At 62.5% G+C, this 24,920-nt stretch carries 27 protein-coding genes and 1 pseudogene; 16 read left to right on the top strand and 12 right to left on the bottom strand.

The genetic code is table 11. From position 1 onward, the window contains the following. The first annotated feature begins 126 nt into the window (after positions 1-126). A complete protein-coding gene (locus NKH03_RS30215) occupies positions 127-342 on the top strand; it encodes a hypothetical protein (protein ID WP_352972555.1) in 216 nt (71 codons plus the stop codon). A 56-nt stretch (positions 343-398) separates the two neighbouring features. Here NKH03_RS30215 and NKH03_RS30210 read toward each other — a convergent pair whose 3' ends face one another. From NKH03_RS30210 to NKH03_RS30190, 5 genes are all read right to left on the bottom strand, one after another. Next, entirely contained in the window at positions 399-839 is a 441-nt protein-coding gene (locus NKH03_RS30210) for a DUF2267 domain-containing protein (RefSeq protein ID WP_352863708.1), read from the bottom strand. Between the two features lie 336 nt (positions 840-1,175). Continuing rightward, positions 1,176-2,093: an NADP-dependent oxidoreductase gene (locus tag NKH03_RS30205; RefSeq protein WP_352972553.1), complete on the bottom strand. Its 918-nt coding sequence runs from the start codon at positions 2,091-2,093 to the stop codon at positions 1,176-1,178. Between the two features lie 154 nt (positions 2,094-2,247). Beyond that, positions 2,248-2,604, bottom strand: a complete 357-nt coding sequence (locus tag NKH03_RS30200) for an SPW repeat protein (RefSeq protein WP_352972550.1) — start codon at positions 2,602-2,604, stop codon at positions 2,248-2,250. A gap of 200 nt (positions 2,605-2,804) precedes the next feature. Further along, positions 2,805-3,716 (bottom strand): hypothetical protein, encoded by a 912-nt coding sequence (locus NKH03_RS30195; protein ID WP_352972547.1) that lies wholly within the window; start codon positions 3,714-3,716, stop codon positions 2,805-2,807. Between the two features lie 127 nt (positions 3,717-3,843). Then, entirely contained in the window at positions 3,844-4,278 is a 435-nt protein-coding gene (locus NKH03_RS30190; RefSeq protein WP_352863697.1) for a CBS domain-containing protein, read from the bottom strand. Between the two features lie 200 nt (positions 4,279-4,478). Between NKH03_RS30190 and NKH03_RS30185 the strand changes: the two genes are divergently transcribed. Beyond that, positions 4,479-4,631 carry a hypothetical protein gene (locus NKH03_RS30185; RefSeq protein ID WP_352863695.1) on the top strand — a complete coding sequence of 51 codons (153 nt, stop codon included), beginning with the start codon at positions 4,479-4,481 and terminating at the stop codon, positions 4,629-4,631. Between the two features lie 39 nt (positions 4,632-4,670). On the opposite strand, the gene NKH03_RS30180 is transcribed toward NKH03_RS30185, so the two are convergent. Then, positions 4,671-5,648, bottom strand: a complete 978-nt coding sequence (locus tag NKH03_RS30180) for a hypothetical protein (protein WP_352972544.1) — start codon at positions 5,646-5,648, stop codon at positions 4,671-4,673. A 138-nt stretch (positions 5,649-5,786) separates the two neighbouring features. Next, positions 5,787-6,740: a hydrogen peroxide-inducible genes activator gene (locus tag NKH03_RS30175; protein ID WP_352972542.1), complete on the bottom strand. Its 954-nt coding sequence runs from the start codon at positions 6,738-6,740 to the stop codon at positions 5,787-5,789. Between the two features lie 254 nt (positions 6,741-6,994). Here NKH03_RS30175 and katG point away from each other — a divergent pair, with 254 nt between their 5' ends. Together katG and NKH03_RS30165 are read left to right on the top strand one after the other, a co-directional pair. Beyond that, a complete protein-coding gene (gene katG / locus NKH03_RS30170) occupies positions 6,995-9,190 on the top strand; it encodes a catalase/peroxidase HPI (protein ID WP_352972540.1) in 2,196 nt (731 codons plus the stop codon). A 175-nt stretch (positions 9,191-9,365) separates the two neighbouring features. After that, on the top strand, positions 9,366-9,923 hold the full coding sequence (locus tag NKH03_RS30165; protein WP_352863687.1) for a GNAT family N-acetyltransferase: 558 nt from the start codon (positions 9,366-9,368) through the stop codon (positions 9,921-9,923). Between the two features lie 280 nt (positions 9,924-10,203). Here NKH03_RS30165 and NKH03_RS30160 read toward each other — a convergent pair. From NKH03_RS30160 to NKH03_RS30145, 4 genes and pseudogenes are all read right to left on the bottom strand, one after another. After that, a pseudogene (locus NKH03_RS30160) lies at positions 10,204-10,446 on the bottom strand (MerR family DNA-binding protein); the annotation flags it as partial. A 17-nt stretch (positions 10,447-10,463) separates the two neighbouring features. Next, positions 10,464-11,648 (bottom strand): MFS transporter, encoded by a 1,185-nt coding sequence (locus tag NKH03_RS30155; RefSeq protein WP_352972538.1) that lies wholly within the window; start codon positions 11,646-11,648, stop codon positions 10,464-10,466. 153 nt (positions 11,649-11,801) lie between these two features. Beyond that, positions 11,802-12,011 (bottom strand): DUF2061 domain-containing protein, encoded by a 210-nt coding sequence (locus NKH03_RS30150; RefSeq protein WP_352863683.1) that lies wholly within the window; start codon positions 12,009-12,011, stop codon positions 11,802-11,804. A gap of 106 nt (positions 12,012-12,117) precedes the next feature. Then, positions 12,118-13,782 (bottom strand): Na/Pi cotransporter family protein, encoded by a 1,665-nt coding sequence (locus NKH03_RS30145; RefSeq protein WP_352880210.1) that lies wholly within the window; start codon positions 13,780-13,782, stop codon positions 12,118-12,120. Positions 13,783-14,167: 385 nt separating this feature from the next. Here NKH03_RS30145 and NKH03_RS30140 point away from each other — a divergent pair, with 385 nt between their 5' ends. From NKH03_RS30140 to NKH03_RS30105, 8 genes are all read left to right on the top strand, one after another. Beyond that, positions 14,168-14,536 carry an RcnB family protein gene (locus NKH03_RS30140; protein ID WP_352863680.1) on the top strand — a complete coding sequence of 123 codons (369 nt, stop codon included), beginning with the start codon at positions 14,168-14,170 and terminating at the stop codon, positions 14,534-14,536. Positions 14,537-14,655: 119 nt separating this feature from the next. Continuing rightward, positions 14,656-14,922 carry a type II toxin-antitoxin system RelE family toxin gene (locus NKH03_RS30135; protein WP_352972536.1) on the top strand — a complete coding sequence of 89 codons (267 nt, stop codon included), beginning with the start codon at positions 14,656-14,658 and terminating at the stop codon, positions 14,920-14,922. Positions 14,923-14,934: 12 nt separating this feature from the next. Further along, positions 14,935-15,300: a helix-turn-helix transcriptional regulator gene (locus NKH03_RS30130; RefSeq protein ID WP_352863677.1), complete on the top strand. Its 366-nt coding sequence runs from the start codon at positions 14,935-14,937 to the stop codon at positions 15,298-15,300. 113 nt (positions 15,301-15,413) lie between these two features. Beyond that, on the top strand, positions 15,414-17,375 hold the full coding sequence (dnaG, locus tag NKH03_RS30125) for a DNA primase (RefSeq protein ID WP_352972534.1): 1,962 nt from the start codon (positions 15,414-15,416) through the stop codon (positions 17,373-17,375). 420 nt (positions 17,376-17,795) lie between these two features. Then, entirely contained in the window at positions 17,796-19,817 is a 2,022-nt protein-coding gene (gene rpoD, locus NKH03_RS30120) for an RNA polymerase sigma factor RpoD (protein WP_352863673.1), read from the top strand. Between the two features lie 180 nt (positions 19,818-19,997). Then, positions 19,998-20,291, top strand: coding sequence for a GYD domain-containing protein (locus NKH03_RS30115; protein ID WP_352972532.1), 294 nt, complete (start codon positions 19,998-20,000; stop codon positions 20,289-20,291). 65 nt (positions 20,292-20,356) lie between these two features. Next, the gene (locus tag NKH03_RS30110; protein WP_352972530.1) at positions 20,357-21,421 is read left to right on the top strand and encodes a DMT family transporter; all 1,065 of its coding nucleotides are present in this window, start codon (positions 20,357-20,359) and stop codon (positions 21,419-21,421) included. Next, positions 21,422-21,790: a thiol-disulfide oxidoreductase DCC family protein gene (locus NKH03_RS30105; protein ID WP_352863668.1), complete on the top strand. Its 369-nt coding sequence runs from the start codon at positions 21,422-21,424 to the stop codon at positions 21,788-21,790. Between the two features lie 66 nt (positions 21,791-21,856). Here NKH03_RS30105 and NKH03_RS30100 read toward each other — a convergent pair whose 3' ends face one another. Next, positions 21,857-22,114, bottom strand: coding sequence for a DUF2798 domain-containing protein (locus tag NKH03_RS30100; protein ID WP_352863667.1), 258 nt, complete (start codon positions 22,112-22,114; stop codon positions 21,857-21,859). A 272-nt stretch (positions 22,115-22,386) separates the two neighbouring features. Between NKH03_RS30100 and NKH03_RS30095 the strand changes: the two genes are divergently transcribed. The 4 genes from NKH03_RS30095 to NKH03_RS30080 all read left to right on the top strand — a co-directional run bounded on the left by NKH03_RS30095 (position 22,387) and on the right by NKH03_RS30080 (position 24,638). After that, positions 22,387-23,067, top strand: coding sequence for a PadR family transcriptional regulator (locus tag NKH03_RS30095; protein WP_352863666.1), 681 nt, complete (start codon positions 22,387-22,389; stop codon positions 23,065-23,067). Between the two features lie 114 nt (positions 23,068-23,181). Further along, on the top strand, positions 23,182-23,478 hold the full coding sequence (locus NKH03_RS30090; protein ID WP_352863664.1) for an HlyU family transcriptional regulator: 297 nt from the start codon (positions 23,182-23,184) through the stop codon (positions 23,476-23,478). Between the two features lie 106 nt (positions 23,479-23,584). Continuing rightward, positions 23,585-24,067 (top strand): transcription elongation factor GreA, encoded by a 483-nt coding sequence (gene greA / locus NKH03_RS30085; protein ID WP_352863663.1) that lies wholly within the window; start codon positions 23,585-23,587, stop codon positions 24,065-24,067. 133 nt (positions 24,068-24,200) lie between these two features. Continuing rightward, positions 24,201-24,638 carry a hypothetical protein gene (locus tag NKH03_RS30080; protein ID WP_502911015.1) on the top strand — a complete coding sequence of 146 codons (438 nt, stop codon included), beginning with the start codon at positions 24,201-24,203 and terminating at the stop codon, positions 24,636-24,638. Positions 24,639-24,920 lie beyond the last annotated feature (282 nt).

Below are 24,920 nucleotides of genomic sequence, written 5' to 3'. Positions count from 1 at the left end.
CGACAGCCCTTGCCTGCAACTCACGCGCTCGCAAAATCCCCGCTTCAGACCTACGCCAAAAGACAGTGTGAGATATCCGGGCTAGGCACCATCGTGAGACGTTTTGGCATAGATTGGAGGCAGCCCATGGCACGCGGCAGCAAGAAACACATCGGAGCAGGTTCGCAGGGAAAGGGTTCTGGCGCAGGCGCCATGACCGTGACGCCAAAGGATAAGCTCGAAGAAAACAAGGTTCTATCCAATCGCGACAAGGCACAGCATTCCCGAGAACGCGGCTTGGATTCCAGACAGGTCGCGACCGAGCTGCGCCAGGATCACGTCGCCAACCGGTTGCGGGATTGACGCCCGACAGGGCACCACCTTGGCACGGCTGGGAATCGCCAGAATCGTTGCCGTCGCTACTTGACGCCGACGCTTTCGGGCCAGAGCGCCTGGATTTCCCTCGGCAGCGCATCGCGAACCTTGGCCGATTGGCCAAGATCAATATGCCGTGTAAGAACGCGGAAGACCGTGCGGGCTGCATCCTCGGGATCGACGGGGCGGATTGATTTTAATTCCTCGTCGATGTGCTGCGAGAAGTCTTCCAGCGAGCGCGTTTTGTCTGGCTCAGCTGCGGGCCGGTAGTGATCGTAGTAAGCGCCGCGCACCAGCAGCGGCAATTCCGCCCCAAGCTTCGCCGCAAGTCCGATCTGCAGCCTGTCCCTTACGGCCCGCAAGACCGCGCCCAATATGTGCCATGCAATCCGCCGATCCGGGCCATGATCGGCCATGATCTCATCGAGCCAGATGTTCGTTGTCTGCAGCGTCCTGTCGAAAACGTCCAAACCGGTAGCGCTCATTATCGCCTCCTCATTTATTCGTGCCTGGTTTCGAAACGATGCTCGGGGGCAATCGTTTCGCTATCCGTCGAGAAAATCTCTCCGGCGGCTCGAGATCTGCTTGTCGGCGGAATCCGGGAACGCTCTCGATTGCGCCGGAACCCGCCCGACGTTCCTCAACTGGCGCCCAATGGTCGAGCGGCTGGGCAAGCGCGGAACACAAACTGAGGCTGCTGTTTCCAAATGCGCGGAATGGCGGCGACCGCGCAGGCGAGGCGCGCATCAGATAAACCGATCGAGAGCGATGGCAGGACCACTGTCCCGTCGGAGAGATCCGCGATCGCTGCCACCAGGTCGCTAGGCCGAGACCTCAAGCACGATCTTGCCGCGCACATGCTCGTTTTCCAGCCGTTCCTCCGCCCTGGCGACCTCTCCAAGAGGATAGGTAGCTTGCACGAAGGGGATGACCTTGCCGGCGTCGATGAGATGGCCGATCTTCGCGAGATGTGCCGCATTCGGCTCGGCCAGATAGGAGACGCCACGCGCCCGACGCACGTTTGCCTTTTCCTGCGAAGGTTGGGAAAGCGTGGAAACGAGCGTCCCGCCTGGCTTGAGCACATCCCAGGAGCGGTCCTGCGTGTCGCCCGCGACAAGGTCGAACACCAGATCGACCTTGTCGACGACCTCTTCGAAACGCTGGTCCTTGTAGTCGATCGTCTGATCCGCGCCGATCTCGCGGACAAAAACGATGTCCTCGGCGGAAACGGTTGTCGCGACGAACGCGCCCGCGGCCTTGGCCAACTGGATCGCCAGATGACCGACGCCGCCGGCGCCGCCATGGATGAGAACCCTTTGCCCGGATTTGAGGCCGCCATGCTCAAACAGGCCCTGCCACGCAGTAATGCCTGCGAGTGGAACGGCAGCGGCTTCCACATGGCTTAGACGGTCCGGCTTCGCAGCCGCCTCCGTCGCCTTGACCACGACATATTCGGCATTGCCGCCGCGGTCATGCCCAAGCATGGCAAATAGCGGGTCGCCCTTCTTCAACGTATGCGCTCGCGTGCCGCATGTTTCCACCGTGCCGGACACGTCACGACCGAGCGTGACCGGCAGGGGCTGGCTCGTCGAACCTTCGCGGGTCTTGTAGTCGATCGGATTGACGCTCGCCGCGCGAACCCTGAGCAGAACCTCGTCGTCAAATGGCTGAGGCAAGGGGACTTGATCGATCGAAAGAACCTCGGGTCCGCCAAACGCATGGATGCGGACTGCTTTCATGTCGATACCTCTTCTTGGTTCGGCTGTCGGCGACGCTGTCTGCGGGTCGACGTTAGCGGCTGTGCGGCCCCGATTGCTGTGGCGCCCGCATGTTCATTTGCTCGCGCGGGCCACCCGCCAGATCACAATCGGCGCCGCAAGGACGCCAGTCCTGCTAGGCTGCGGATTGCGTTGGAGGGTTCTGATACATCATCCACAGCTCGATCGCAGCAAGGACCGCGACCAGGACGCCGATTACAACATGCACGCCCATTGCCGTGGTTGCCTGGAATCCAAGCACCCAGGGAGACACGAGTACCCAAAGACCCACAACGAGGTTCAACCACTCCTCCCAAACAGCAAAGGCGGAGAGGGCGGCAACCGAAAGCAAGAAAATCACGATGCCGCTGCCCATGGCGTTCTGGGACTGTGTCCCCGCCGCGAAGGCGAATATCCAGGGAGAGAAGAAGAGAATTGCTCCAAGGATCAGATTTGCCACGTCACAAAGCTTGGCGTTTGACCACTGGTCCATGATTTTTCTCCATCAAGCGTGCTTTCCACGCTTCCGAAGCTCAGTCGGCTGGCCTTGAAACCGCCGATCCACATGGCGGCAGGGCTAAAACCGGACTTGCTGGCTCTCTAACTGCGTTGCAGGCCATTGGTTCCAATCAACAAATCTGGAGCACCATCGGCTGTGCGTGGCGCCGAGCCATTTTCCCCGGCTGGAAGCATTCAGCCACTCTTGATCCGTCCGCGGGTTATAAACGCAGCGGGAAGGTGCGAGGCGCAGGCCATCACCCATGTGATCGCCTCTCGATCATATTGGTCACCGGAGCGCCAGTCCTCGAAGTAGGCGTTCAACGTGTCGACACGCTCGGGCCAGACGTCGCTGGCCTGCAGCCCCAGTGACACGCCGAAATTGGTGAAAGCGAACTTCGTATCGCGCAGCCACGGCGCGCGGCTGAAATAACCCGGCGGGTCGACCCACATTGCTTCCAGGGTTCTGAGCGATCGCCTTGTCTGGGTCTGGGCCCATGGCTCCGCGGGGAAGAAGTGGGCGAGCCACAGCATCATGCCGAGACCGAGATCCTGTTCGATATCGAGCGCTTGCCAATCGCGCTCGATCAGGTCACGCATCTGCGCGATTTCGGGCGCCAGCCCGTCTTCATCGAGCATCCGGTAGGAGACATAGCCATCATAGGCGTCCATGCTGCCGAGGCCATAGCCGGGATAAGGATTGCTCAAGTCCTCCTGCATCTTCCAGATCACACCGCGGCCCGGGATCACAAAAGCCGGGTGAATGTCACGCGCCAGCGCGATACCGCGCGCGCGGTATCGCGGCCTCAGATCGCCGAGACGCGCCAAGGCAAACAGCCACATCGCCAGGTAGTGGAAATACTGACCGTCACGATCAGCCGCTTCCCCGATCCTCAGTCCGCGCCGACGGCCGAGCACACGCTCTACATCGGCCACAAGCCGCTCAGCCTCGTCCAGCCAGCGGGCCTCGCCAGTTTCCGTGTAGAGTGAGACGTAGAGCACGACCCCGAACGCGTCGGTCCAAAGGTAACGCAAGCCGTTAGGCCAGATGCCTTCGGCGCGCATCCAATCGAGTTTTCGCAGCACATAGTCGACGTCACGCAACATTGGCACCAAGCCCGAACGGATAGACCATGCGGTTGCGGCATACCAAGCGACATCCGCCTCTGTCTGGGTCGATTATCGCAATCTGGTCGGCAGCGCGCAGCCCGACGCCGGCCTTGTTAAGCCGACCTCAATGCATCTGCGAATGCTGTCCGCCTTGCTGCGAGATGCCGCTCAATGCCTCACCCGCCCTTGCCGATTCGCCATTCATGGCGAGGTCGCCAAGCGAAACAATGCCGATCAGTCGCTTGTCGCGGTTCAACACCGGCAGGCGCCTCACTTGAAGCTCACCCATTTTGTGAAGGACGTCGTCTGCGTCTTCGTCGTCGAAACAATATTCGACGTCAGGGCTCATTACCTCGCGAATTTTGGCGTCGGGTCCTTTGCCCTGGGCGATGCCCCGGATCGCGATATCCCGGTCCGTTATCATGCCGACAAGCCGGTCGTTCTCACCCACCGGCATGACGCCGGCGTCGAGACGGCCCATGGTTCGGGCGGCTTCGCGTATGGTTTGCTCCGGATTGGCGATCTGGACGTCTTTCGTCATACAATCGGCAATTCTCATCGTAACCTCCTCTCGTTCCGCGGCCCCGCGCCACCTGATGCTTGAATGAGCGCCCTTGGAAAACGTTCCATGGTTTCGGTCTTCGCGAGCAAATAGCCTGCCGGCATCTTTGGTACTCTTTTCATGGGCGAACCGCCGTCGGCGGCCGTCGAAGGAGAATGCGCCATGCGCGGCGAAATCGCCGAATCCTGAAGAGCATTATGAAGGCGCAGCACAAGCACCGGCTGCCGACATCGCGGCTGATCCATTCCCGACCGAGGCAGCCGCAGCATCAGGCAAGCGCCGTGGAGGTCGCTTGCTGGCTGGAGTATCCAGCCGAGTTCATGCAGGCCGTGCTCGGTTTTCTACGCTGAGCCTCGGCGTGGTTGAGTGAAGTCCGCAGAGAGCGAACTTCATGGCCCTTTGCAAATCGGCACCGGCTGCGGCGCCGGTGCCGGGTGATCCTTGCTGTACTGAGCGATGATCGGCTCGAGGGTCTTTCTCGGCCAGAATTTCGGAGTGCCGATTTCCTTCAGGCAGGATGCGTTCCAGTAAGCGCCCGACCGCGAACGGCTGGACGCTACCGCGGCGATGTCGCGTGATTCAGGGTAGATGTAGAGCGTCGTCGGGTTGTCCTTGACCATTGGGATGATCTGCTTGGCATCCGCCGGCGACCAGCTGGTGCAGCCATTGCTGCGGCCGCTTGCGTAGTCCACCAGCTTGCCGAACGGCACGTAGCCATCATGGTCGGCGTGCGAGCTGTTGGGATTTTTGCGCAGGCACATGCCGTGCAGCACCTGGGCAGCGTGGCCGCCGATCACCCGTTGCCTGGCGTTCGCGGCTTCGCCTTCACCGTCGAACTGTATGAAGGTGCGCTGGAAAACCGCATCCTGTTTCGCGCCGATGCGGTAGTATCCCTTGAACGAGGTTTTCGCCTCGCGGGTCATATAGGCGCCGCCGGCGGTCAACGATGAATCCATCGCATTGCCGAAGTTCTTCGCGCAGCGCCTGCCGTTGGCGAAATCGACGACGCCTTTCAAATTCCGGCCGCTGCCGTGGCCCGACGAAATCGCGCGAAACGACTGGCTGGCTTCGCAAACGACATAATAGCGGTGTCCGGGCTTGGCATTGCCCAGATCGCTGGGGCGCGTCGCATCCATGGCGAAGTAGCAGGGGTTTTTGACCGCACCTTGCGCCACCTTCTTGAGGTAGAGCGCGCGTGCCCGTTCCAGCACCACTTGTGAGATCTGCCCGTCGCTGTCGCCGACATGGGGCTGTAGCCAGGCCGGAACATCAGATGGTGCGGCAAAGGATCGGGCCGACACCGCCACGGCGATGACCATGACAAGAAGGCAGGCGACGACACCCAGAGAGACAGATCTCAACCGCACCGGATCAATTCTCCTGTCGAAGCGCTTTGCAATTCCTTGCGGTGTTGCCGCCGAGAATCAATCATAAATGGTCCCGCATCAATCTGCGAAACACATCTTGTTTAGCGCACCCACCAGGACGGATCTGTCAAGCAGCCTTCATTGGGCGGCTGCCGCCAGGTTCAGGAGGTGTGCAACCGATGGTGGATTGTGTTGCGCGCGCAGCGCCTCGGCTGACTGACGAACGACTTCGGAAATCCGCAGCAGCTGTTTGGCGATGGGACTGGTGTTGCGCCAGACCATGCCGATCGTGCGCGAGGGCTGGGGATTTCTGAAGCGCGCGATGGAAACCGGTGCCGAGCGCGTCTCCACCGCCACGGCCATTTCCGGAATCAAGGTGACGCCGATGCCGGCGCCGACCATCTGCACCAAGGTCGACAGCGAGCTACCGTCCAGCAACTCGCGTGGCCGCGCCGAATGCATGCTGCAGAACGACAGCGCCTGGTCGCGAAAGCAATGGCCTTCTTCCAGGAGAAGCAGCCGCATCTCGCGCAGCATTTCGCGATTGGGCACCGGCTTTCCCTCGTCCTCGCCGGGCCGGACCAACACGAAGTTCTCGGCAAACAGCACGACCTCCGTCAACGATGGTTCGGACACCGGCAGCGCGACAATAGCCGCGTCGAGCCGGCCGTCCGCCAGTTCCTGGATCAGCTTTTGCGTCAGCGTCTCGCGCACATGGATATCGAGGCCGTCATGCATGCGCGAGAGATTGCCGATGATGGTCGGCAAAAGGTATGGCGCGACCGTCGGGATGACGCCGATGCGGAGCCGGCCGACCAGCCGGTCACGCGAGGAGCGGGCGAGATCAGTCAGTTCGTCCACCGAACGCAGGATGTCGCGCACGCGCAAGGCAAACTCCTCGCCGAAATTGGTCAGACGGACTTGCCGCGGACCTCTTTCGAACAGCTCGGTGCCGAGCGTCGCCTCCAATTCCTTGATCTGCACCGAGATAGCGGGCTGGGAGATCGCGCATGCATCGGCCGCGCGGCCGAAATGGTTGTGTCGGGCAAGCGCCTCGAAATAACGCAGCTGCTTCAGCGTCAGGTTTGTCATAGTGTGATCTTATCGCTGCAATCAGGAAATCCAACTTAAATTAATCACACGGCTTTGCTATAGGAACTGTAAGGAGGAGCAGCCAGGACCGCCTGGTCCAGGCGCCCGCAGTGACGGGACTTCCAAGATATTCGGTCGCGTATCGGGCACAGGTCATCGCGCCTGCCATGAAACGGACCACCTCCAGGGACATCCAGTGTCCTTGCTCACGCAGCCGTTGAAGCAGCACAACACAGCCACGATCGGAGAAAAACATGGACGCCAACACAGACGACAACAGCAAGGGCAAATGCCCGGTTGCGCATGGGTCCTCCCGCAGGAGCAACCGTGACTGGTGGCCAAACCAACTTGACCTCGGCGTTCTGCATCAGCAATCGAACCTCTCCGACCCGATGGGCGAGGCGTTCGACTATGCCGAGGAATTCAAGTCGCTCGATCTCGATGCGGTGATCAAGGATCTGCACCATGTGATGACGGATTCGCAGGATTGGTGGCCCGCCGATTTCGGCCACTACGGACCGCTGTTCATCCGCATGGCCTGGCACAGTGCCGGCACCTATCGCATCGGCGACGGCCGTGGCGGCGCCGGCGCCGGCCAGCAGCGTTTCGCGCCGCTCAACAGTTGGCCGGACAATGCCAATCTCGACAAGGCGCGCCGGCTGCTGTGGCCGGTCAAGCAGAAATACGGCAGGAAGATCTCCTGGGCCGACCTGTTGATCCTCGCCGGCAATGTCGCGCTCGAATCGATGGGCTTCAAGACCTTCGGCTTCGCCGGCGGCCGTGCCGACGTCTGGGAGCCCGAGCAGGACGTGGACTGGGGTTCGGAAACCAAGTGGCTCGACGACGAGCGCTACTCCGGCGATCGTGAACTCCAAGGCCATCTCGGCGCCGTGCAGATGGGTCTGATCTACGTCAATCCGGAAGGGCCGAACGGCAAGCCGGATCCGCTGGCCTCCGCACGAGACATCCGCGAGACCTTCGGCCGCATGGCGATGAACGACGAAGAGACCGTGGCGCTGATCGCCGGCGGTCACACCTTCGGCAAGACGCACGGCGCCGGCGATGCCTCGTTGGTGGGAGCCGAGCCGGAAGGCGCCGGCATCGAGGCGCAGGGCCTGGGCTGGTCGAGCAAGCATGCCACCGGCATTGCAGGCGACGCGATCACCTCGGGCCTCGAGGTGACCTGGACCACGACGCCGACCAAGTGGAGCAACAACTTCTTCGACAATCTGTTCAACTACGAATGGGAGCTGACGAAGAGCCCGGCGGGCGCCCATCAATGGACGCCGAAGGGCGGCGCCGGTGCCGGCACCGTGCCGGATGCGCATGATCCGTCAAAGCGCCGCGCGCCTTCCATGCTGACCACCGATCTCGCGCTGAGGGTCGATCCGGCCTACGAAAAGATCTCGCGGCGTTTCCACGAGCATCCCGACCAGTTCGCCGACGCGTTTGCCCGTGCCTGGTACAAGCTGACCCACCGCGACATGGGCCCGGTCGCTCGCTATCTCGGCCCGCTCGTGCCGAAGGAAGTGCTGATCTGGCAGGATACGATCCCGGCGGTCGACCACGAATTGGTCAGCGAGCAGGATATCGCATCCCTGAAGTCGAAGATCCTGGCATCGGGCCTGTCGGTCTCCGAGTTGGTCTCGGCCGCTTGGGCGTCGGCCTCGACGTTCCGCAATTCCGACAAGCGCGGCGGCGCCAACGGTGCCCGCATCCGGCTCGCGCCGCAGAAGGACTGGGAGGTCAACCAGCCGGCCGAACTGTCGAAGGTGCCTGCCAGGCTTGAAGGCATCCAGAACGAGTTCAACGCGGCACAGACCGGCGGCAAGAAGGTCTCACTTGCCGACCTCATCGTGCTCGGCGGCGTCGCCGCGGTCGAAAAAGCCGCGAAAGACGGGGGCCATGAGGTGAAGGTGCCATTCACGCCAGGCCGCATGGACGCCTCTCAGGAACAGACGGATGTACATTCCTTCGCGCCGCTCGAACCGAAAGTCGATGGCTTCCGCAACTATGCCAGGGGCAAACAGCCGATGTCGACCGAAGCCATGCTGGTCGATCGGGCGCAATTGCTGTCGCTGACGGCGCCGGAGATGACGGTGCTGGTCGGCGGCTTGCGGGTGCTTGGCGCCAACACGGCCAAGTCGAAGCACGGCGTGTTCACCGACCGGCCGGGGACGCTGACCAACGACTTCTTCGTCAACCTGCTCAGCATGAACACGGTCTGGGATCCGGTCGCCGGCTCCGACGAAGTCTACGAAGCGCGCGATCGTAAGACCAAGGCGGTCAAGTGGACCGGCACGCGCGCAGACCTGATCTTCGGTTCGCACGCACAATTGCGTGCACTTGCCGAGGTCTATGGCTCCGCGGACGCCGGGCAGAAATTCGCCAGGGATTTCGTGGCGGCATGGACCAAGGTGATGAACGCCGACCGCTTCGACATCGCCTGAGATCGCTAGCGGCGATCCGGTCATGCCGGAGCGCCAGTCCTCCCAAGGACTTGGATCAGGGCCGCGTTTCCAGCGATGGGAACGCGGCCCTGTCGCAAGAGGCTGCCCCTTGGTGGACCGTGCCTCGCCGGGCGATGCTGCTATCTTATCGCCGTAGCGTCTCCGCCGGTGCACCATGGTCGAAATCGTCAAACCCGCGCTTGAACATCTGCCGTCCTATAAGGCGGCGCTCGAGCGTGGCTGGTCGCCGGACAATGTGCGGCTGATGGAAGCGACGCGCGAGCAGCTTGCGGCAATCGAAAAAGATCCAGTGGCCTTTCTCGCCGACCTCGACGATCCCCAAGCCAGGGGCGGCCCGATCACCTTGCCGGATGGCAGGCAAGTGCCGCGCCTGCCGGGCTTCCGCCGCTGGATATGGGACGGCGAGGCGTCGGGCTCGATCGGCTTCCGCTGGCAGCCAGGAACGGCGGAGCTGCCACCACATGTGCTTGGCCATATCGGCTATGCGGTGGTGCCGTGGAAGCGGCGGCGCGGCTACGCCACCGAGGCGCTGCGGCTGATGCTGGACGAGGCGAGGGCGGTCGGGCTGCCCTATGTCGAGATCACCGCCAAACCGGGCAATCCGGCATCGCACAAGGTGATCCTGGCCAATGGCGGCAAGCTCGTCGAACGCTTCTTCGAGGACGCCGCCTATGGCGGGGCGGAGAGTTTGCGGTTTCGGATCGAGCTGTAGGTGGGGCGGGGTTGAATCTGCTCGCGCCCTCTCTTCGAGCGTTGCGCCGCCCCTCATCCGCCTGCCGGCACCTTCTCCCCGTATAGCGACGGGGTGAAGGGGGCTGCCGCGACCTCGACGCCTTTTCTGCAGCGCTGGTGATTGGCGAAACCATTGATGATGGCGTCCTTCGCCCCGTTTACGGGGAGAAGATGGCGGCAGCCAGATGAGGGGCGGCGCAGACGTAGACATGGGAGCGGTATAGCAACTGCCCGGCACGCAAGCTGCCCCGTCGAACCTCTCATCCATGCTCGTCAGCGCGCAGCGCGCGGTCGGATAGCGCGCGGATGACGTAGCAGTCGCCGACCTTCTCGCCATTGCAGCAGGTGGCGATGCGTTCGAGTTCGGCCTCCAGCCGCTTCAGCCGGGCGATCTTCTCCCGCACCGAGATCAGTTGTTCCTCGGCGATCCGGTCGGCGTGGCCGCACAATTCGATCAGCGAGCGGATGTCCTCGACAGCGAAACCGAGGTCGCGGGCGTGGCGGAAAACCGGCGTCCACTCTACTCCGCTGGGGCCGTCAGTGGCGGCGTGGCGTTGCTGCGCCCTTCCCAGACATAAGAGGCGAGCGCCACCGCGACGGCGACCAGCATGGCGATGGCGCCAAGCAGCGGCAGGCTGCGGTAGCCATAGCCGGCATTTAGCATGGCGGCGCCCAGCGACGCGGCCAGCGCGATGCCGACATTGAAGCCGGACGGAATGAGCGACGAAGCGAGGTTCGAGGCGTCTGCCGTCCAGGCCAGGATCCGGGTTTGGATCGGTGTGCCGATGGCGAAGTTGAGACCGCCCCAGATGACGATGGCGACAATCATCGGCAGGGGATAGGGGCTCACGGCATGGATGATGGCTAGCGTCAACGCCTGCAGGGCCAGCATGGTGATCAATGACGGCATCAGCTTCCAGTCGGAGAGCTTGCCGCCGAGAAAGACACCGAGCGTTGCGCCGACGCCGTTGAGCAGCAGCACCCACGGCACCAGTTTCTCGTCGAGCCCGGTGACCTCCAGCAAAGTCGGCGTGATGTAGGTGAACAGGCCGAACTGGCCGATCATCAGCATCAACATCAGGATCAGCGAGGTCCAGACCTGCTGGCGGGCCAGCACGCGAACCTCGCGGGCGAGGCCGGCGGGCTTGACCTGATATCCCGTCGCGCGCGGCAACAGCGCCGCCATGGCAAGCGTTGCCGCCACGCCGAGCGCGCACATCACCCAGAAGGTGGCGCGCCAGCCCCAGATGTTGCCGATCGCGGTGCCGGCGGGCACGCCTATGACGTTGGAGACGGTGAGGCCGGACAGGATGACGGCAACCGCCATGCCGCGCTGGTCCTCGCGCACAAGTCCGACGGCGACGACCATGGCGACGCCGAAATAGGCGCCATGCGCGACCGCGACGGCAATGCGCAACAAAAGCATCGAGGTGAAGTCGGGCGCCAGCGCGCAGGCCGCCTGGCCGATGGTGAAGGCGATGGCGAGGCTGAGCAGCAAGCTCTTGCGCGACAGCGACTTGGTGGCTAGCGCCAGCAGCGGACCGCCGGCGGCGATGCCGCAGGCATAGCCGGAGACGAGATAGCCGGCCGAGGGAACCGAAACGCCAAGCCCTTGCGCCACTTGCGGCAGCACGCCGGCAATGACGAATTCGGTGGTGCCGAAGGCAAAGGCGGCGATGAACAAGGCGATGAGCGGAAGCGACATAGCGGGAATTGGATCCTCGAACGCAGGCCTCAAACCACGGATGAGCGTCGCGGGCAATCCAGAAATTGTTGGCGCCGCTTTAGCTTTTCTTGATCGAGTTTCCGCGCGACGGCCCGGCGAGGGGACGCGAACTCGGTCGTGCACCGAGGGCCGCTATGCCACGGTTTTGCGCCCGTAAGGAATTTTCAGCCACGTCCGCTCGTGAAAATAGTAGAGCAGCGATTTGGTGACGACCTCGGTCAAGCCGATTGCCGCGGCGAGCTTGATGCTTCCGGTCACGACCAGCGAGATGATCATCGTATCGATGGTGCCGGTCACCCGCCAGGAGAGCGCCTTGGCGAAGCTGCGCGAATGGGTGTCCATCGATTTCCTCCGAAAGGCTGGGCTAATGAACCCTTATCCCGACTGGAGGAAACAGAGCAAAGGTATTTTGCCGCCGAAGCGAGAACGGTGCTAGACGGTGTCGTGATCAACTTGCCTTCAGCCGCGACCCGGTGAGCAGGCCGCGCTCTTCGAGCACCGGATAGGCCATCGAAGCCAGCAGCGAGTTGATCTGCTTCAGGTCGCGGATGGTGTCGAGATGGATCGAGCTGGTCTCGACGCTCTTGGCGGTGCCATCGCGCAGGCGCTCGAAATGGCTGGCGCTGGTTTCCTTCTCGCGGTCGCGCAGCTGGTCCTTTTCCAGCACCAGCTGGCGGGCGGTTTCGGGATCGCGCGACACCAGCACGTTGAAGGCAAGCCGCGCGTTGGCGAGCACCGAACTGTGGAAGGCGAACAACTCGCTCCAGCCCTCGTCGGTGAATTCCAGTCCGCGCTCGAACTTCTTCTTCACATGCACCAGCATGTTGCGCACGATGATGTCGCCGACCTGCTCGAGCTTGACGCAGGCGCCGATCAACTCCTGGCAGCGCAGCGCCTCGTCCTCGGTCAGCGGGTTCCTGGTCAGCTTGGCCAGATAGAGCTTGATCGCGGCATGCTTCCTGTCGACGCGGTCGTCGAGTGCAGCCAGCGCCATGATCTTGTCGGCGTCGGCACTTTCATAGAGCTCGATGATGCGCTTGAGCATGATCTCGACCGTCTCGCAGACGCGCACCACCTCGCGCGTGGCATTGGCCAGCGCCTGGCTTGGCACGTCCAGCGCGCTCTCGTTGAGCGCGGACAGCTCGACGACGTCGAGCGAGGCGGCCGGCACGGGCCTAGTGCCGAGCGCCACGATCTTCTCCGAGGCGCGGTAGACGAACCCGGCCAGCGGCAGCCCGGCGAGCAGGATCAGCACGTTGAACAGGATGTGGGCGTTGACGATCTGGTCCGCGGCCGTCGAACCGAGGAAGGCGAAGTGCGGCCTGAAGATCATGACCAGGATCAGCATGACCAGAGAGCCAAGCCCGCGCATCAGGAGATTGCCGATCGGCACGACGCGCACTTCGGGGCTCGACGAGCGTGTCAGCATCGGCGCGATAATCGAGGAGCCGAGATTGACGCCGAGGATGAGGACGACGCCGAGTTCCGGCGTGATCAGGCCACGACCGGCCAGCGTCGCCATCAATAGAACCGCCGCGATGCTCGACTGGAACAGCCAGGTGATCAGCGCCGCCAGCAGATAGGCGGTGATGGAATCGGTGGAGAAGTAGTTGATGATGACCGGCAGGAGCTGGCTGTTGCGCAGCGGTTCCGATGCCTGGCCGATCATTTCCAGCGACAGGATCAACAGGCCGATGCCGACCAGGATGCGGCCGGACTGGCGCCAGTCGCGCCGCTCGGTGGCCATGAACATCACCGTGCCGGTGATCAGGCAAAGCGGCACCAGCAGGGTGAGATCGAAGGTCAGCAGCTTGACCACCAGCGCCGAGCCGATCTCGGCCCCACGCACGGCAAGTTGGCCCGCGGCGCCCGAGACGATGCCGGAGCCGGCGAAGGAGCCGACCAGCAGCGTGACGGCGGTGGAGCTCTGCAACGCGATGGCGAGGCCGGTGCCGGCCAGCACCGCCATGATCGGATTGCGCATGGTGGCGCGCAGACGATGGCGCAGCACGTCGCCATAGGCACGCTCGACGCCGGTCTTCACCATGCGGGTGGCAAACAGCATCAGCGCCACGGCGCCTGCCAGATGCAGAAGGACGACGGAGCCGCTCATCTTGTCGCCCGCGTGCGAACAGGGCGCGCGACGCGGCCAGCGTGGCGAGCGGGATGAAAAGCGGGGTTACGAATCATGTTCATGGCAGTGGCCGATAATAACTCGAATATTTTAGCCGGATAATAAAATCTTGTCGATTTCAAAGGGCCGTTGCCGCGCGACAGGCAGTGTCGGAAAATGGATTGAGGCGCAAAAGGTTGCATTGCCGGGCTACCGTGGCACGGCGGATTCGCGCGGGTTGCCGCGCTTGTCTCCTACCTTTGCGAGGATGTTCAACTCCCTCGATTAAATGAAGGAATTCATTACACAATTGTAATGCCGGCGTTCAGTTTCGGTTCATCAGTGCCGCGCTATTCCCCTGATGTCGACAACCAGGAGACTTCTGATGAAACGCATTGTCCTTTCCGCCCTCGCTTTCTCGATGCTGGCCGCCACGTCGTTCACCAGCCAGGCCGCACCGCTGACTGCGCAGGTCGCACCACAGTCGAACTATAGCCAGGTCGACTGGCAGAAGCCCGGCCACCATACCGATGTGAAGAAGCGCGTCTTCAAGAAGACGGTCGTCGTGAAGCGCAGCCATTGGCGCAATGGCCAGAAATATTCCAGCTGGAAGCGTCACCAACCGATCCGCGATTATGGCCGCTATGGCCTGCATCGTCCCGGCCGTGGCCAGGAATGGATCCGCGTCGGCAACGACTATGTGCTGGTCGGCATCCTCTCCGGCGTCATCTTCGGCGCGCTTGCCGCTCATTAACCGGCACTTAGCCGGACATTTGAAGGGAGGCGGCCCGCCATGGCCGCTTTTCTGCCGTCCGCGACCAACTCCTCACCAACATTAAGAAGTTTTGAAAACAGCTTGCCGAAAATATCACGATGTGCGATATTTTCGAGGTGAAGCGGGTCATTCTCCTTCCTCTGGCTGCCAAGGCGCTGCGAAAGCATCGGGCGGATGCCGAGAGAATTCTGTCGAAGATAGAAGCATATGCCAATGACCCGAGCAGCCTTGCAAACATGGTCAAGGCGTTGCAAGGCTCGACCGCTCTGCGTTTGAGGGTGGGTGACTATCGTGTGATGTTCGAGGAAACGGATCAGGAGATCATCGTCACCAGGATCGGACCGCGCGGGTCGGTTTATGATTGAAGGGATGCCAAGGTGAACAACGTTGCCTATGTCACGACGCCAGGTGGCGAGGAACTGGCCATCTTACCACGCAGCGAACTGGATGCGTTGCGGGAATCGCTGGACCACGCACAGGCGCTGGGCAGCTTTCGCGCAGGCCAGATTCCAGGACTTACTCCGGACGAGGCACGGGCTCTTGTCGCAGCGGTCTCTCCGCTTGCTTTCTGGCGCAGGTATCGCAAGCTTACCCAAGCTGTGCTCTCCGCGTCCGTCGGAGTGACGCAGAACTATCTTTCTGAAATCGAGAACGGAAAGCGTGGAGGGGATGTCGCGCTTTGGCTGCGGCTGGCTCGCGCGCTCGAACTGCCGGTTGAAAGTCTCGTCGACGAAGGCGATTGATCGACAGGCTATAGGCAAGGCCGCCTTTTGCCCTGTGGAAACCGGGTATGGCCCGCATTAGGGGTCGTCGGATTTCGCGGGCATGATTATATGGTGGGGAAACGAGTTCCCCGATGCGCTTTCCGCCTGCTTTCCTCGACGAGATACGCGACCGCGTGCCGATTTCATCGGTTATCGGCCAGCGCGTTGCGTGGGACCGGAAGAAGACCAACGCGCCGCGCGGCGACTATTGGGCCTGCTGCCCGTTCCATGGCGAGAAGAGCCCGTCCTTCCACTGCGAGGACAAGAAGGGCCGCTACCATTGTTTCGGCTGCTCGGTCTCGGGCGATCATTTCAAGTTCCTGACCGAACTCGACGGGATGAGCTTTCCCGAAGCGGTCGAAAAGATCGCCGACATGGCCGGCGTGCCGATGCCGGTTCGCGATGCCCAGGAGGAGCGGCGCGAAAAGGAACGCGCCAGCCTGACCGACGTCATGGAGATGGCGACCACCTTCTTCCAGGAACGGCTGCAGGGACCGGAAGGCGCGAAAGCCCGCGCCTATCTGCGCGATCGTGGACTGACACCGGCGACGCAGCAATCGTTCCGGCTCGGCTTCGCGCCCGATAGCCGCAATGCGCTCAAGGAGCATCTCGCCGCCAAGGGGGTGCCGAAGGCCGATATCGAGGCCTGCGGGCTGGTGCGCCACGGCGACGACATCCCGGTCTCCTATGACTGGTTCCGCGACCGCATCATGTTCCCGATCCCGGATTCGCGCGGCAAGATCATCGCCTTCGGCGGGCGCGCGCTGCAGCCGGATGCGCTGGCCAAATACATGAACTCGCCCGATACCGAGCTCTTCCACAAGGGCAATGTGCTCTACAATTTCGCCCGCGCCCGCCAAGCAATGGGAAAGGGGGTCCTGGCCAAGGGCGGCACGGTAATCGCCGTCGAGGGCTATATGGACGTCATCGCGCTGGCGCAGGCCGGCTTCGAGAATGTCGTGGCGCCGCTCGGCACCGCACTCACCGAAAACCAGCTAGAATTGCTTTGGCGCATGGCGCCGGAGCCGATGTTGTGTTTCGACGGCGACAAGGCCGGGCTCAAAGCGGCGTGGCGCGCGGCCGACATGGCGCTGCCGTTGGTGCAGGCCGGGCGTTCGGCGCGCTTCGCGCTGCTGCCGGAAGGCAAGGATCCCGACGATCTGGTCAAGGCCGAAGGACCGGATGCTTTCCGTCGCGTACTGGCCGACGCGCGGCCGCTGGTCGATCTGCTGTGGATGCGTGAGACGGCGGGCGGCGTCTTCGACACGCCGGAGCGGCGGGCCGAGCTCGAAAAGACGCTGCGCGAACTGACCAGCCGCATTCGCGATGAAAGCCTGCGCTACCATTATCAGCAGGAGATGCGCGAACGCGTGCTGAGCTTCTTCGGCTCGCAGCGCAGTGCGCGCCAAGGGCGTCAAGATGGCGGCCGGCCAGGCGAGCGCGGCCAGGGCAAGACGCCCGCACCCGGCGGACAGTTCGCCAAGAGTGGTGGCGGCCGCATCGCGATCACTGAAAGCCTCGGCCAGTCAGCTTTGGTCAAGCGTGGCAGCGAGGGGATGTCGGTGCGCGAGGCGACGATCATTGTCGCGCTGATCAACCATCCAGCGTTGATCGACGAGAATTTCGCGCATATCGAGTTTCTCGATCTCGCCAACTCCGATCTGCGACGGCTGCATGCGGCGATCCTCGATGCGATGGCGCATGACATGGCCAATGACCGTCATGCCGTTATCGCCACGATCGAACGCGCCGGCTGCGCCGAGATCTGGGAGCGGGCCGTCGGCTTGATCCGGCGTATGCGTCAATGGCCGGCGCTGGAGACCGCTGCCCTTGACGATGCCCGCGACGCTTTCAGCCAGGCACTGCACTTGCAGCGCAGCGCGCGCACCTTACATAAGGAGCTGAAACAGGCGGAAGCGGCGCTCGCCACCGATCCCACGGACGAAAACTACCGGCACCTGATCGAAATTCAGGCGCAATTTCAGGATGTACAGGCAACGGAAGCGCTGATCGAAGGATTCGGCGTGTCCTCGGGCAGGGCCGGGCGGGCTTAGTTTGAAGCGAGTGAAATGTGAAGGCGTTGTTGCGCGTCGAAATGGCGTGCGGCGGGCTAAGTCGGGTAATTGATTCGCTTTTTTAAGGCGAATCATGCGAGAGGCGCTTGACCTTCTGGCAGAATGACGGAATCAGGACGATTCGAAACGTTAACCCGAACCCGCGTCGACGGGAAATAAGCGATGTGAGGGTACTGGTCACTGGACAGGCAGCCTGCCTGCCACAGATACCAGGGTTAATCTGGACTTAATGCATGTTGCCCAAAAGGAAACCGGTTTTGGGGCAACGACATGCACCAAACGACGAGTTGATGCAGTTACTGGCCCGGTGAAGCGCGTTCATAAGCGAGCGCATCCGATTTGACTGGTCCGACAGCTTACGCGGCTTTGATGTTCGGCCGCTAGGAGAAGATAAAGACTATGGCGACAAAGGAAAAGGAAGAGGTCGAAACCGAACGCGAAGGCGCCACCGATGGCCCTCTGCTCGACCTTTCCGATGATGCTGTCAAGAAGATGATCAAGGCCGCCAAGAAGCGCGGCTATGTCACCATGGACGAGCTGAATTCGGTGCTGCCCTCTGAGGAAGTCACCTCCGAGCAGATCGAGGACACGATGGCGATGCTGTCCGACATGGGCATCAACGTGGTCGAGGACGACGAGCAGGGCGAGGAGCCCGAAGCCGCCGACACCGCGGCCGATGCCGAGGAAGACGCCAACGAACTGGCCGAGCAGACCGGCACCGCCGTTGCCGCCACCACGACGAAGAAAGAGCCGACCGACCGCACCGACGATCCGGTGCGCATGTATCTGCGCGAGATGGGCTCGGTCGAGTTGCTGTCGCGCGAGGGCGAAATCGCCATCGCCAAGCGCATAGAGGCCGGCCGCGAGACGATGATCGCGGGCCTGTGCGAAAGTCCGCTGACTTTCCAGGCCATCATCATCTGGCGCGACGAGCTCAACGAATCCAAGATCCTGCTGCGCGAGATCATCGACCTCGAAGCCACCTATGCCGGACCGGAAGCCAAGCAGGCGCCGGTCGTCGAGCGCATCGAGGAAGCCAAGGTCGAGGATAAGCCGCGCCGTTCGCGCGACGAGGAAGACGACATCACCAATGTCGCCGCCGATACGCGCGGGCTGGTGGATGACGACGAGGAAGACGAGGACGAAGCGAGCCTTTCGCTGGCGGCCATGGAAGCGGAACTCCGCCCGCAGGTGATGGAGACGCTCGACGTCATCGCCGACACCTACAAGAAGCTGCGCAAGCTGCAGGACCAGCAGGTCGAGAACCGACTGGCCGCCGCTGGCACGCTGTCGCCCAGTCAGGACCGCCGGCTGAAGGAGCTGAAGGACCAACTGATCAAGGCGGTGAAGTCGCTGTCGCTCAACACGGCGCGCATCGAGGCGCTGGTCGAGCAGCTCTACGACATCAACAAGCGCCTGGTGCAGAACGAGGGCAAGCTGCTCAGGCTCGCCGAAAGCTATGGCGTGCGCCGCGAGGAGTTCCTGAAGGAATATCAGGGTTCCGAGCTCGACCCGAACTGGACGCGCGCGATCGGCAACCTGACCTCGCGCGGCTGGAAGGAATTCACCAAGAACGAGAAGGACGCGATCAAGGACCTGCGCGCCGAGATCCAGAACCTCGCCACCGAAACGGCGATCTCGATCCTGGAATTCCGCAAGATCGTCAACCAGGTGCAGAAGGGCGAGCGCGAAGCGGCGATCGCCAAGAAGGAAATGGTCGAGGCCAATCTGCGCCTCGTCATCTCCATCGCCAAGAAATACACCAATCGCGGCCTGCAGTTCCTCGACCTGATCCAGGAAGGCAATATCGGCCTGATGAAGGCGGTGGACAAATTCGAATACCGCCGCGGTTACAAGTTCTCGACCTACGCGACATGGTGGATCCGGCAGGCGATCACCCGTTCGATCGCCGATCAGGCGCGCACCATCCGCATTCCGGTGCACATGATCGAAACGATCAACAAGATCGTGCGCACCTCGCGCCAGATGCTGCACGAGATCGGCCGCGAGCCGACGCCGGAAGAACTGGCCGAAAAGCTGGCCATGCCGCTCGAAAAAGTGCGCAAGGTGCTGAAGATCGCCAAGGAGCCGATCTCGCTCGAAACGCCGGTCGGCGACGAGGAGGATTCGCATCTGGGCGATTTCATCGAGGACAAGATGGCGATCCTGCCGATCGACGCGGCGATCCAGGCCAATCTGCGCGAGACCACCACGCGCGTGCTGGCCTCGCTGACGCCGCGCGAGGAGCGCGTTCTGCGCATGCGCTTCGGCATCGGCATGAACACCGACCATACGCTTGAAGAAGTCGGCCAGCAGTTCTCGGTCACCCGCGAACGTATCCGCCAGATCGAGGCCAAGGCGTTGCGCAAGCTGAAGCACCCGAGCCGCAGCCGCAAGCTCAGGAGCTTCCTGGATAGCTAGGACCTTCCGACATCAAAGAGTTCAAGGGCGCCACTGGCGCCCTTTTTCGTTTCGCGGCGTGCTCTTGCGGCTAGGACGCTTCGGGAGGATAATTTCGTATCGGATGCATTTTCTGGGCGACAACCCGGATGCCCGCCCCGGCGAAGCCGCCGTGCTCCGTGGCCCCGGAGGAGGTGTGCCATGACAAGCTACATCGTGCTGATGAACTGGACCGAGCAGGGCGCCAGAAACGTGCGCGATTCACCGAAGCGGCTCGACGCCGCCAGGAAGCAGCTGGGAGATATGGGCGGATCGTTCAAGGCGTTCTACCTGACCATGGGCGAGTACGACATGGTGGCGCTGGTCGAAGCCCCCGACGACGCGGTCCTGGCGCGTTTCTCGCTGATGCTGGCGGCGGCCGGCAACGTCAGGACGCGAACGTTGAAGGCCTTCCCAGAATTCGCCTACCGCGAGATCATCACCTCGCTCGGATAGAGCCGTGACGAAACAGCGCGTAAAGCGCGTCGCCACTTTTGGGTAACGTGCGTTAGGATGTAGCCATGTCCGAACCGCATTCCCATTCGCATCTGTGGCCCGGCGTGCCGCTCGCGCTTGGCTCCGCCGCCTTGTTCGGGGCGACGCCGCCGCTCAGCAAGCTGCTGCTCGACGGCGTCAATCCCTTCATGCTGGCCGGACTGCTCTATCTCGGTGCCGGTCTCGGCCTTGCCTTGTATCGTTTGCTTCGGGGCAGGCAGGCCGCAGCCGGGGAAGCGCAGCTGACCGCTGGGGATATTCCCTGGTTGACGTTGGCAATCGGCATGGGCGGCATCATCGCGCCGGTGCTGCTGATGTTCGGTTTGACCCTCAACACGGCGTCCAGTTCGGCGCTGCTGCTCAATCTGGAAGGGCTGGCGACGATGACGATCGCCTGGCTCGTCTATCGCGAGAATGTCGACCGGCGTCTGCTTTTTGGCGCCTTCGCCATTCTGGCCGGCGCCGTTCTGCTGTCCTGGCAAGGTGACGGCATCGCCTTCAACCGTGGCGCCCTGCTGGTGGCGGGGGCTTGTGTGGCCTGGGGGCTCGACAACAATTTCACGCGCAGGATCTCGGCCACCGACCCGGTGGTGATCGCCATGCTCAAAGGGCTGGTGGCGGGTGTCATCAATGTCGGGCTGGCGCTTGCCGGCGGGGCTTCGTTTCCCCCAGCATCAATCGTCGCGGCCACCGCGGCCGTCGGCTTCTTCGGCATCGGCGTCAGCCTGGTGATGTTCATCGTGGCACTGCGTCATCTGGGCACCGCACGGACGGGAGCCTATTACTCGCTCGCCCCTTTTATCGGCGCGTTGCTGGCAATCGCCATCCTGGGTGACGCCGTCACGCTCAAGCTGGCGGTCGCAGGGCTTCTGATGGGCATCGGCCTCTGGCTGCATCTGTCGGAACGCCATGAGCACGAGCACGAACACGAGGAACTTGAACACGAGCACAGCCATGTGCATGACGAGCACCACGAGCACCATCATGACGAGCCGGTGAGCGAACCGCATTCGCACTGGCACCGGCATGCGCCGATGCGCCACCGGCATCCGCATTATCCCGACCTGCACCATAGGCATGGCCACGGGTAAATGCTCACCGTCTGGTACAACACGCGCTGCCCGGTTTGCGATACCGGCATCAGCAGGCAGAAGCGGCGGTTGATCGAAGCGGTCAAGGCCGGACGGATCGAGTTTCGCGACATCAACCTTGAACCGGCAGCGCTTGCCGGATTTGGCGCGTCCCTTGAGGATATCCGCCGCCGGCTGCACGCCACCGACGCGGGTGGCCAACTGCTGGTCGGCGCCGACGTGGCGATTGCCGTGTGGAAGGTCACGCCGGGCGAGGGCTGGCTGGCGACTTTGTTCGGCAATCCGGTTGTCTTGCCGCTGACACGCTTTGCCTATGATCGTTTCGCCGACCTGCTCTATGCCTGGAACCGACGCAAGGGTCGCTGGTAGCAGCTCGTCATTGATGGCCAGGAGCGCGAAGGTCCGGAGGACATCTCCGGACCTTTTTCGTGCGAGCTATCGGCTGGCCGGTTCGCACAGCGTGCCGACAATGCGGCGTACCATCGGCAGCACCAGCAGCAGCGTCGGAAACGCCACCAGCCAGGACAGGCCCCAGGCGGTCAACCAGATGGAAGCCAGGCCGGGATGGAAACCGAGGCTTTTCAGCGTCGAGATGAACGAGACGATGAAGGTCATCAACAGCGACAGCACCAGCGGGCTGAGAACAGCGGCATAGTGCGCAGGCAGCTTCCTGCGCTGATGTCTTGCAGTCATTTTGGGAGTTTCCCTGAATTGTCCGGTCCGTCGCATTGGCATCCATTCGCCGGTGACCGGCTGAATTGCCCGGAAAGGCCGGGGTTGGATGCGTTGCTTGACGTCAGACGCTTACGGAGCAGCCGAGGCGCTCGCGGGCCTTCTAGCGGCACGTTCCGGTGAAAGCAAGCCTCTTGGCATCGTTTCGAGATACATCGTAAGATATATCTTGACTCCAGCGATTGGCTTGCCTAATTAAGATATATCGTAAGATAGAACTCAAGGAGCAATCAATGCACAAGCAATTCGGGCACAATCATTTCGGCGAGCGCATGTTCATGCACATGGCCGGCAAATTTGGTGGCAGAGGAGGCGGCGGCTTCGGCCCGTTCGGGCACGGCGGTCGTGGCGGTGGACGCGGCGGCCCGGGCGACATGTTCCGCGCCGGGCGCATGCTGGCCGACGGCGACCTCAAGCTGATCACGCTGTCGCTGCTGGCCGAGGCACCGCGCCACGGCTACGACATCATCAAGGCACTGGAAGAGCGCACCAGCGGCATCTACAGCCCGAGCCCGGGCGTGGTCTACCCGACCCTGACCTTCCTGGAAGAGGCCGGCTACGCCGCCTCCGCCGCCGACGGCAACAAGAAGGTGTTCTCGATCACCGAGGCGGGCCAAGCGCATCTTGCCGACAATCGCGAGATGATCGACGGCGTGCTCGACCATCTCGAGCGTTTCGGCCGCAAGATGGCCAAGGCGCGCGACTGGTTCGGCTGGAACGACGAGAGCGAAGAGGGCGGTCGTCGTGGCGGTCGTGGTGGCCGTTCGGAAGCACGCGACGAGTTCCGTGCCGTGCGCCACCGGCTGCGCGCGGCTCTGGGCGACTTCGTCGATGCCCCGGCCGACAAGCAGGCCGAGGCGATCGCCATCCTCGAAGCCGCCGCCGAGGCGCTGGAAGCGCTGTCGCACAAGTAAGGTCTTCCGGCACGGCCGGACGCAGCCCTTGCCCGCCGGGCCAAGGACCGATAGTGAAATTCATCCCGCGCCACGCTACATGGTGTGGGATGAATGCTGTTGGAGGAAGCCCCGATGTCTTTTCTGAAGCGTCTTTTCGGCGGTGGTGGCGGCAATGAAGCGGCCGAGCCAAAAAACGCGGCACCAGCCAAGCAGGTCGAGCACAAGGGCTTTCTGATCAGCGCCACGCCCTACAAGGCGGACGGCCAATACCAGACCTGCGGCGTCGTCTCCAAGGAGATCGACGGTGTGGTGAAGGAACACAAATTCATCCGCGCCGACCGCTTCGCCGGGCTCGATGACGCCGTCGACATCTCGATCAAGAAGGGCATTCAGCTGGTCGACGAGCAGGGCGAGCGGATTTTCGGTTAGGCAGGACTGGTCGAGGCAACGAAATGTCGGCCCTCCGCAGGAAGCAGTTATTCGCCGCCAGTTTCTCGAACAACGGCCGTGGGCCGCAAGCAGAGAGTCTCGACAATTGAGCGTAGCATTTGCCAAGGAGGAAAGTGCTGAGGCAGCATCGGAAACCATCCTGCCGGCTCGCCCTGTCTCCGACCGGATCAACCTCGTCACGGAGGCGGGCCTCAAGATGCTGCAGGATGAATTGGCTGGCGCTCAGCAGGCTCTCGAGGCCGCCAACATGCTGGAGGATGTCAACGAGAGGCGACGGCAGTCGGCGGTTCCGGTTCGAGATATGCGCTATTATGCCGAGCGCGTCCGTACGGCTCAGCTTATGTCGGCGCCCACGTCCAATGATGTGATCGCCTTCGGGCACAGCGTCACTTTCAAGCGTGATGATGGACGCATTCAGACCTTCCGTATCGTCGGCGAGGATGAGGCCAACCCGTCTCAAGCTTCGATATCGCATGGTTCGCCGGTTGCTATCGTGCTGACTGGCAAAACCGTTGGCGACTTTGTCCAGCTAGGGCAGCGCGAGCTTGAGATCCTGTCCATTTCTTAGTTGGACATCGGTATGATGCACGACCGGGGCGAGTGCCTGGAACCAATGACGGGTGAGACTGTTCAGTTGTAACTTTGAACCACGCTGACGAGCCCAGCCTTTGGGCAAGCGGCCACCTCAAGGAGCTCTCATCATGACGATTTCCAGAATTCGTTCACTCGCGGTTGCCGTCATCGCGGCAGGGGCAGTCAGCGTTGCCGGCGCCGCGCATGCCGACAGCGGCACGATTCGCTTTGCCATCTACAAGGCGGCCTTTTTCGTTGGTGGATCCGGGGGCGAGGGCACGCTGACCTTCCATGGTCGTCGCTATCCCATCTCGGTCGCCGGCGTCTCGGGCGGCCTCGCCTTCGGGGTCTCCAAGACCTATTTCCACGGGACCGTGCGCCACATCAGGCGCGCCCGGGATGTGACGGGGGTCTACGGTGCGGCGGGCGGTGGCGGCACGCTCGGCAAAGGGGCTCAGGTGATCGTCATGACCAATGACAAGGGCGCCCAACTCGAACTGTCAGGCAAGCAGGTAGGCCTGCAAGTCAACGCCGATCTCAGCGGTATGTCCATCACGGTGAAGTAAGAGGTTCGTCAGTCCTGGAAATGGACCTGGCCGTGGCGCCGCCGCGTGCCCCGGCTCAAATGTTGGAGAATGCGGTGGCAAAGATAAGGCTGCCGGCGCGGGTGCTCATGTTCTCCACAAGGGTCTGCTGTTGCGTGAGACCTCTCACCGCCTCCTGATAAATGAACGCAAGACGCGGATCGTCGTCGGCAACGCCGCTAGCCCGGATATCTCACACTGTCTTTTGGCGTAGGTCTGAAGCGGGGATTTTGCGAGCGCGTGAGTTGCAGGCAAGGGCTGTCG

Source organism: Mesorhizobium sp. M1406, assembly GCF_040317555.1.
Classification (GTDB): Bacteria; Pseudomonadota; Alphaproteobacteria; order Rhizobiales; family Rhizobiaceae; genus Mesorhizobium.
This window is presented reverse-complemented; position numbering and strand designations above follow the sequence as displayed.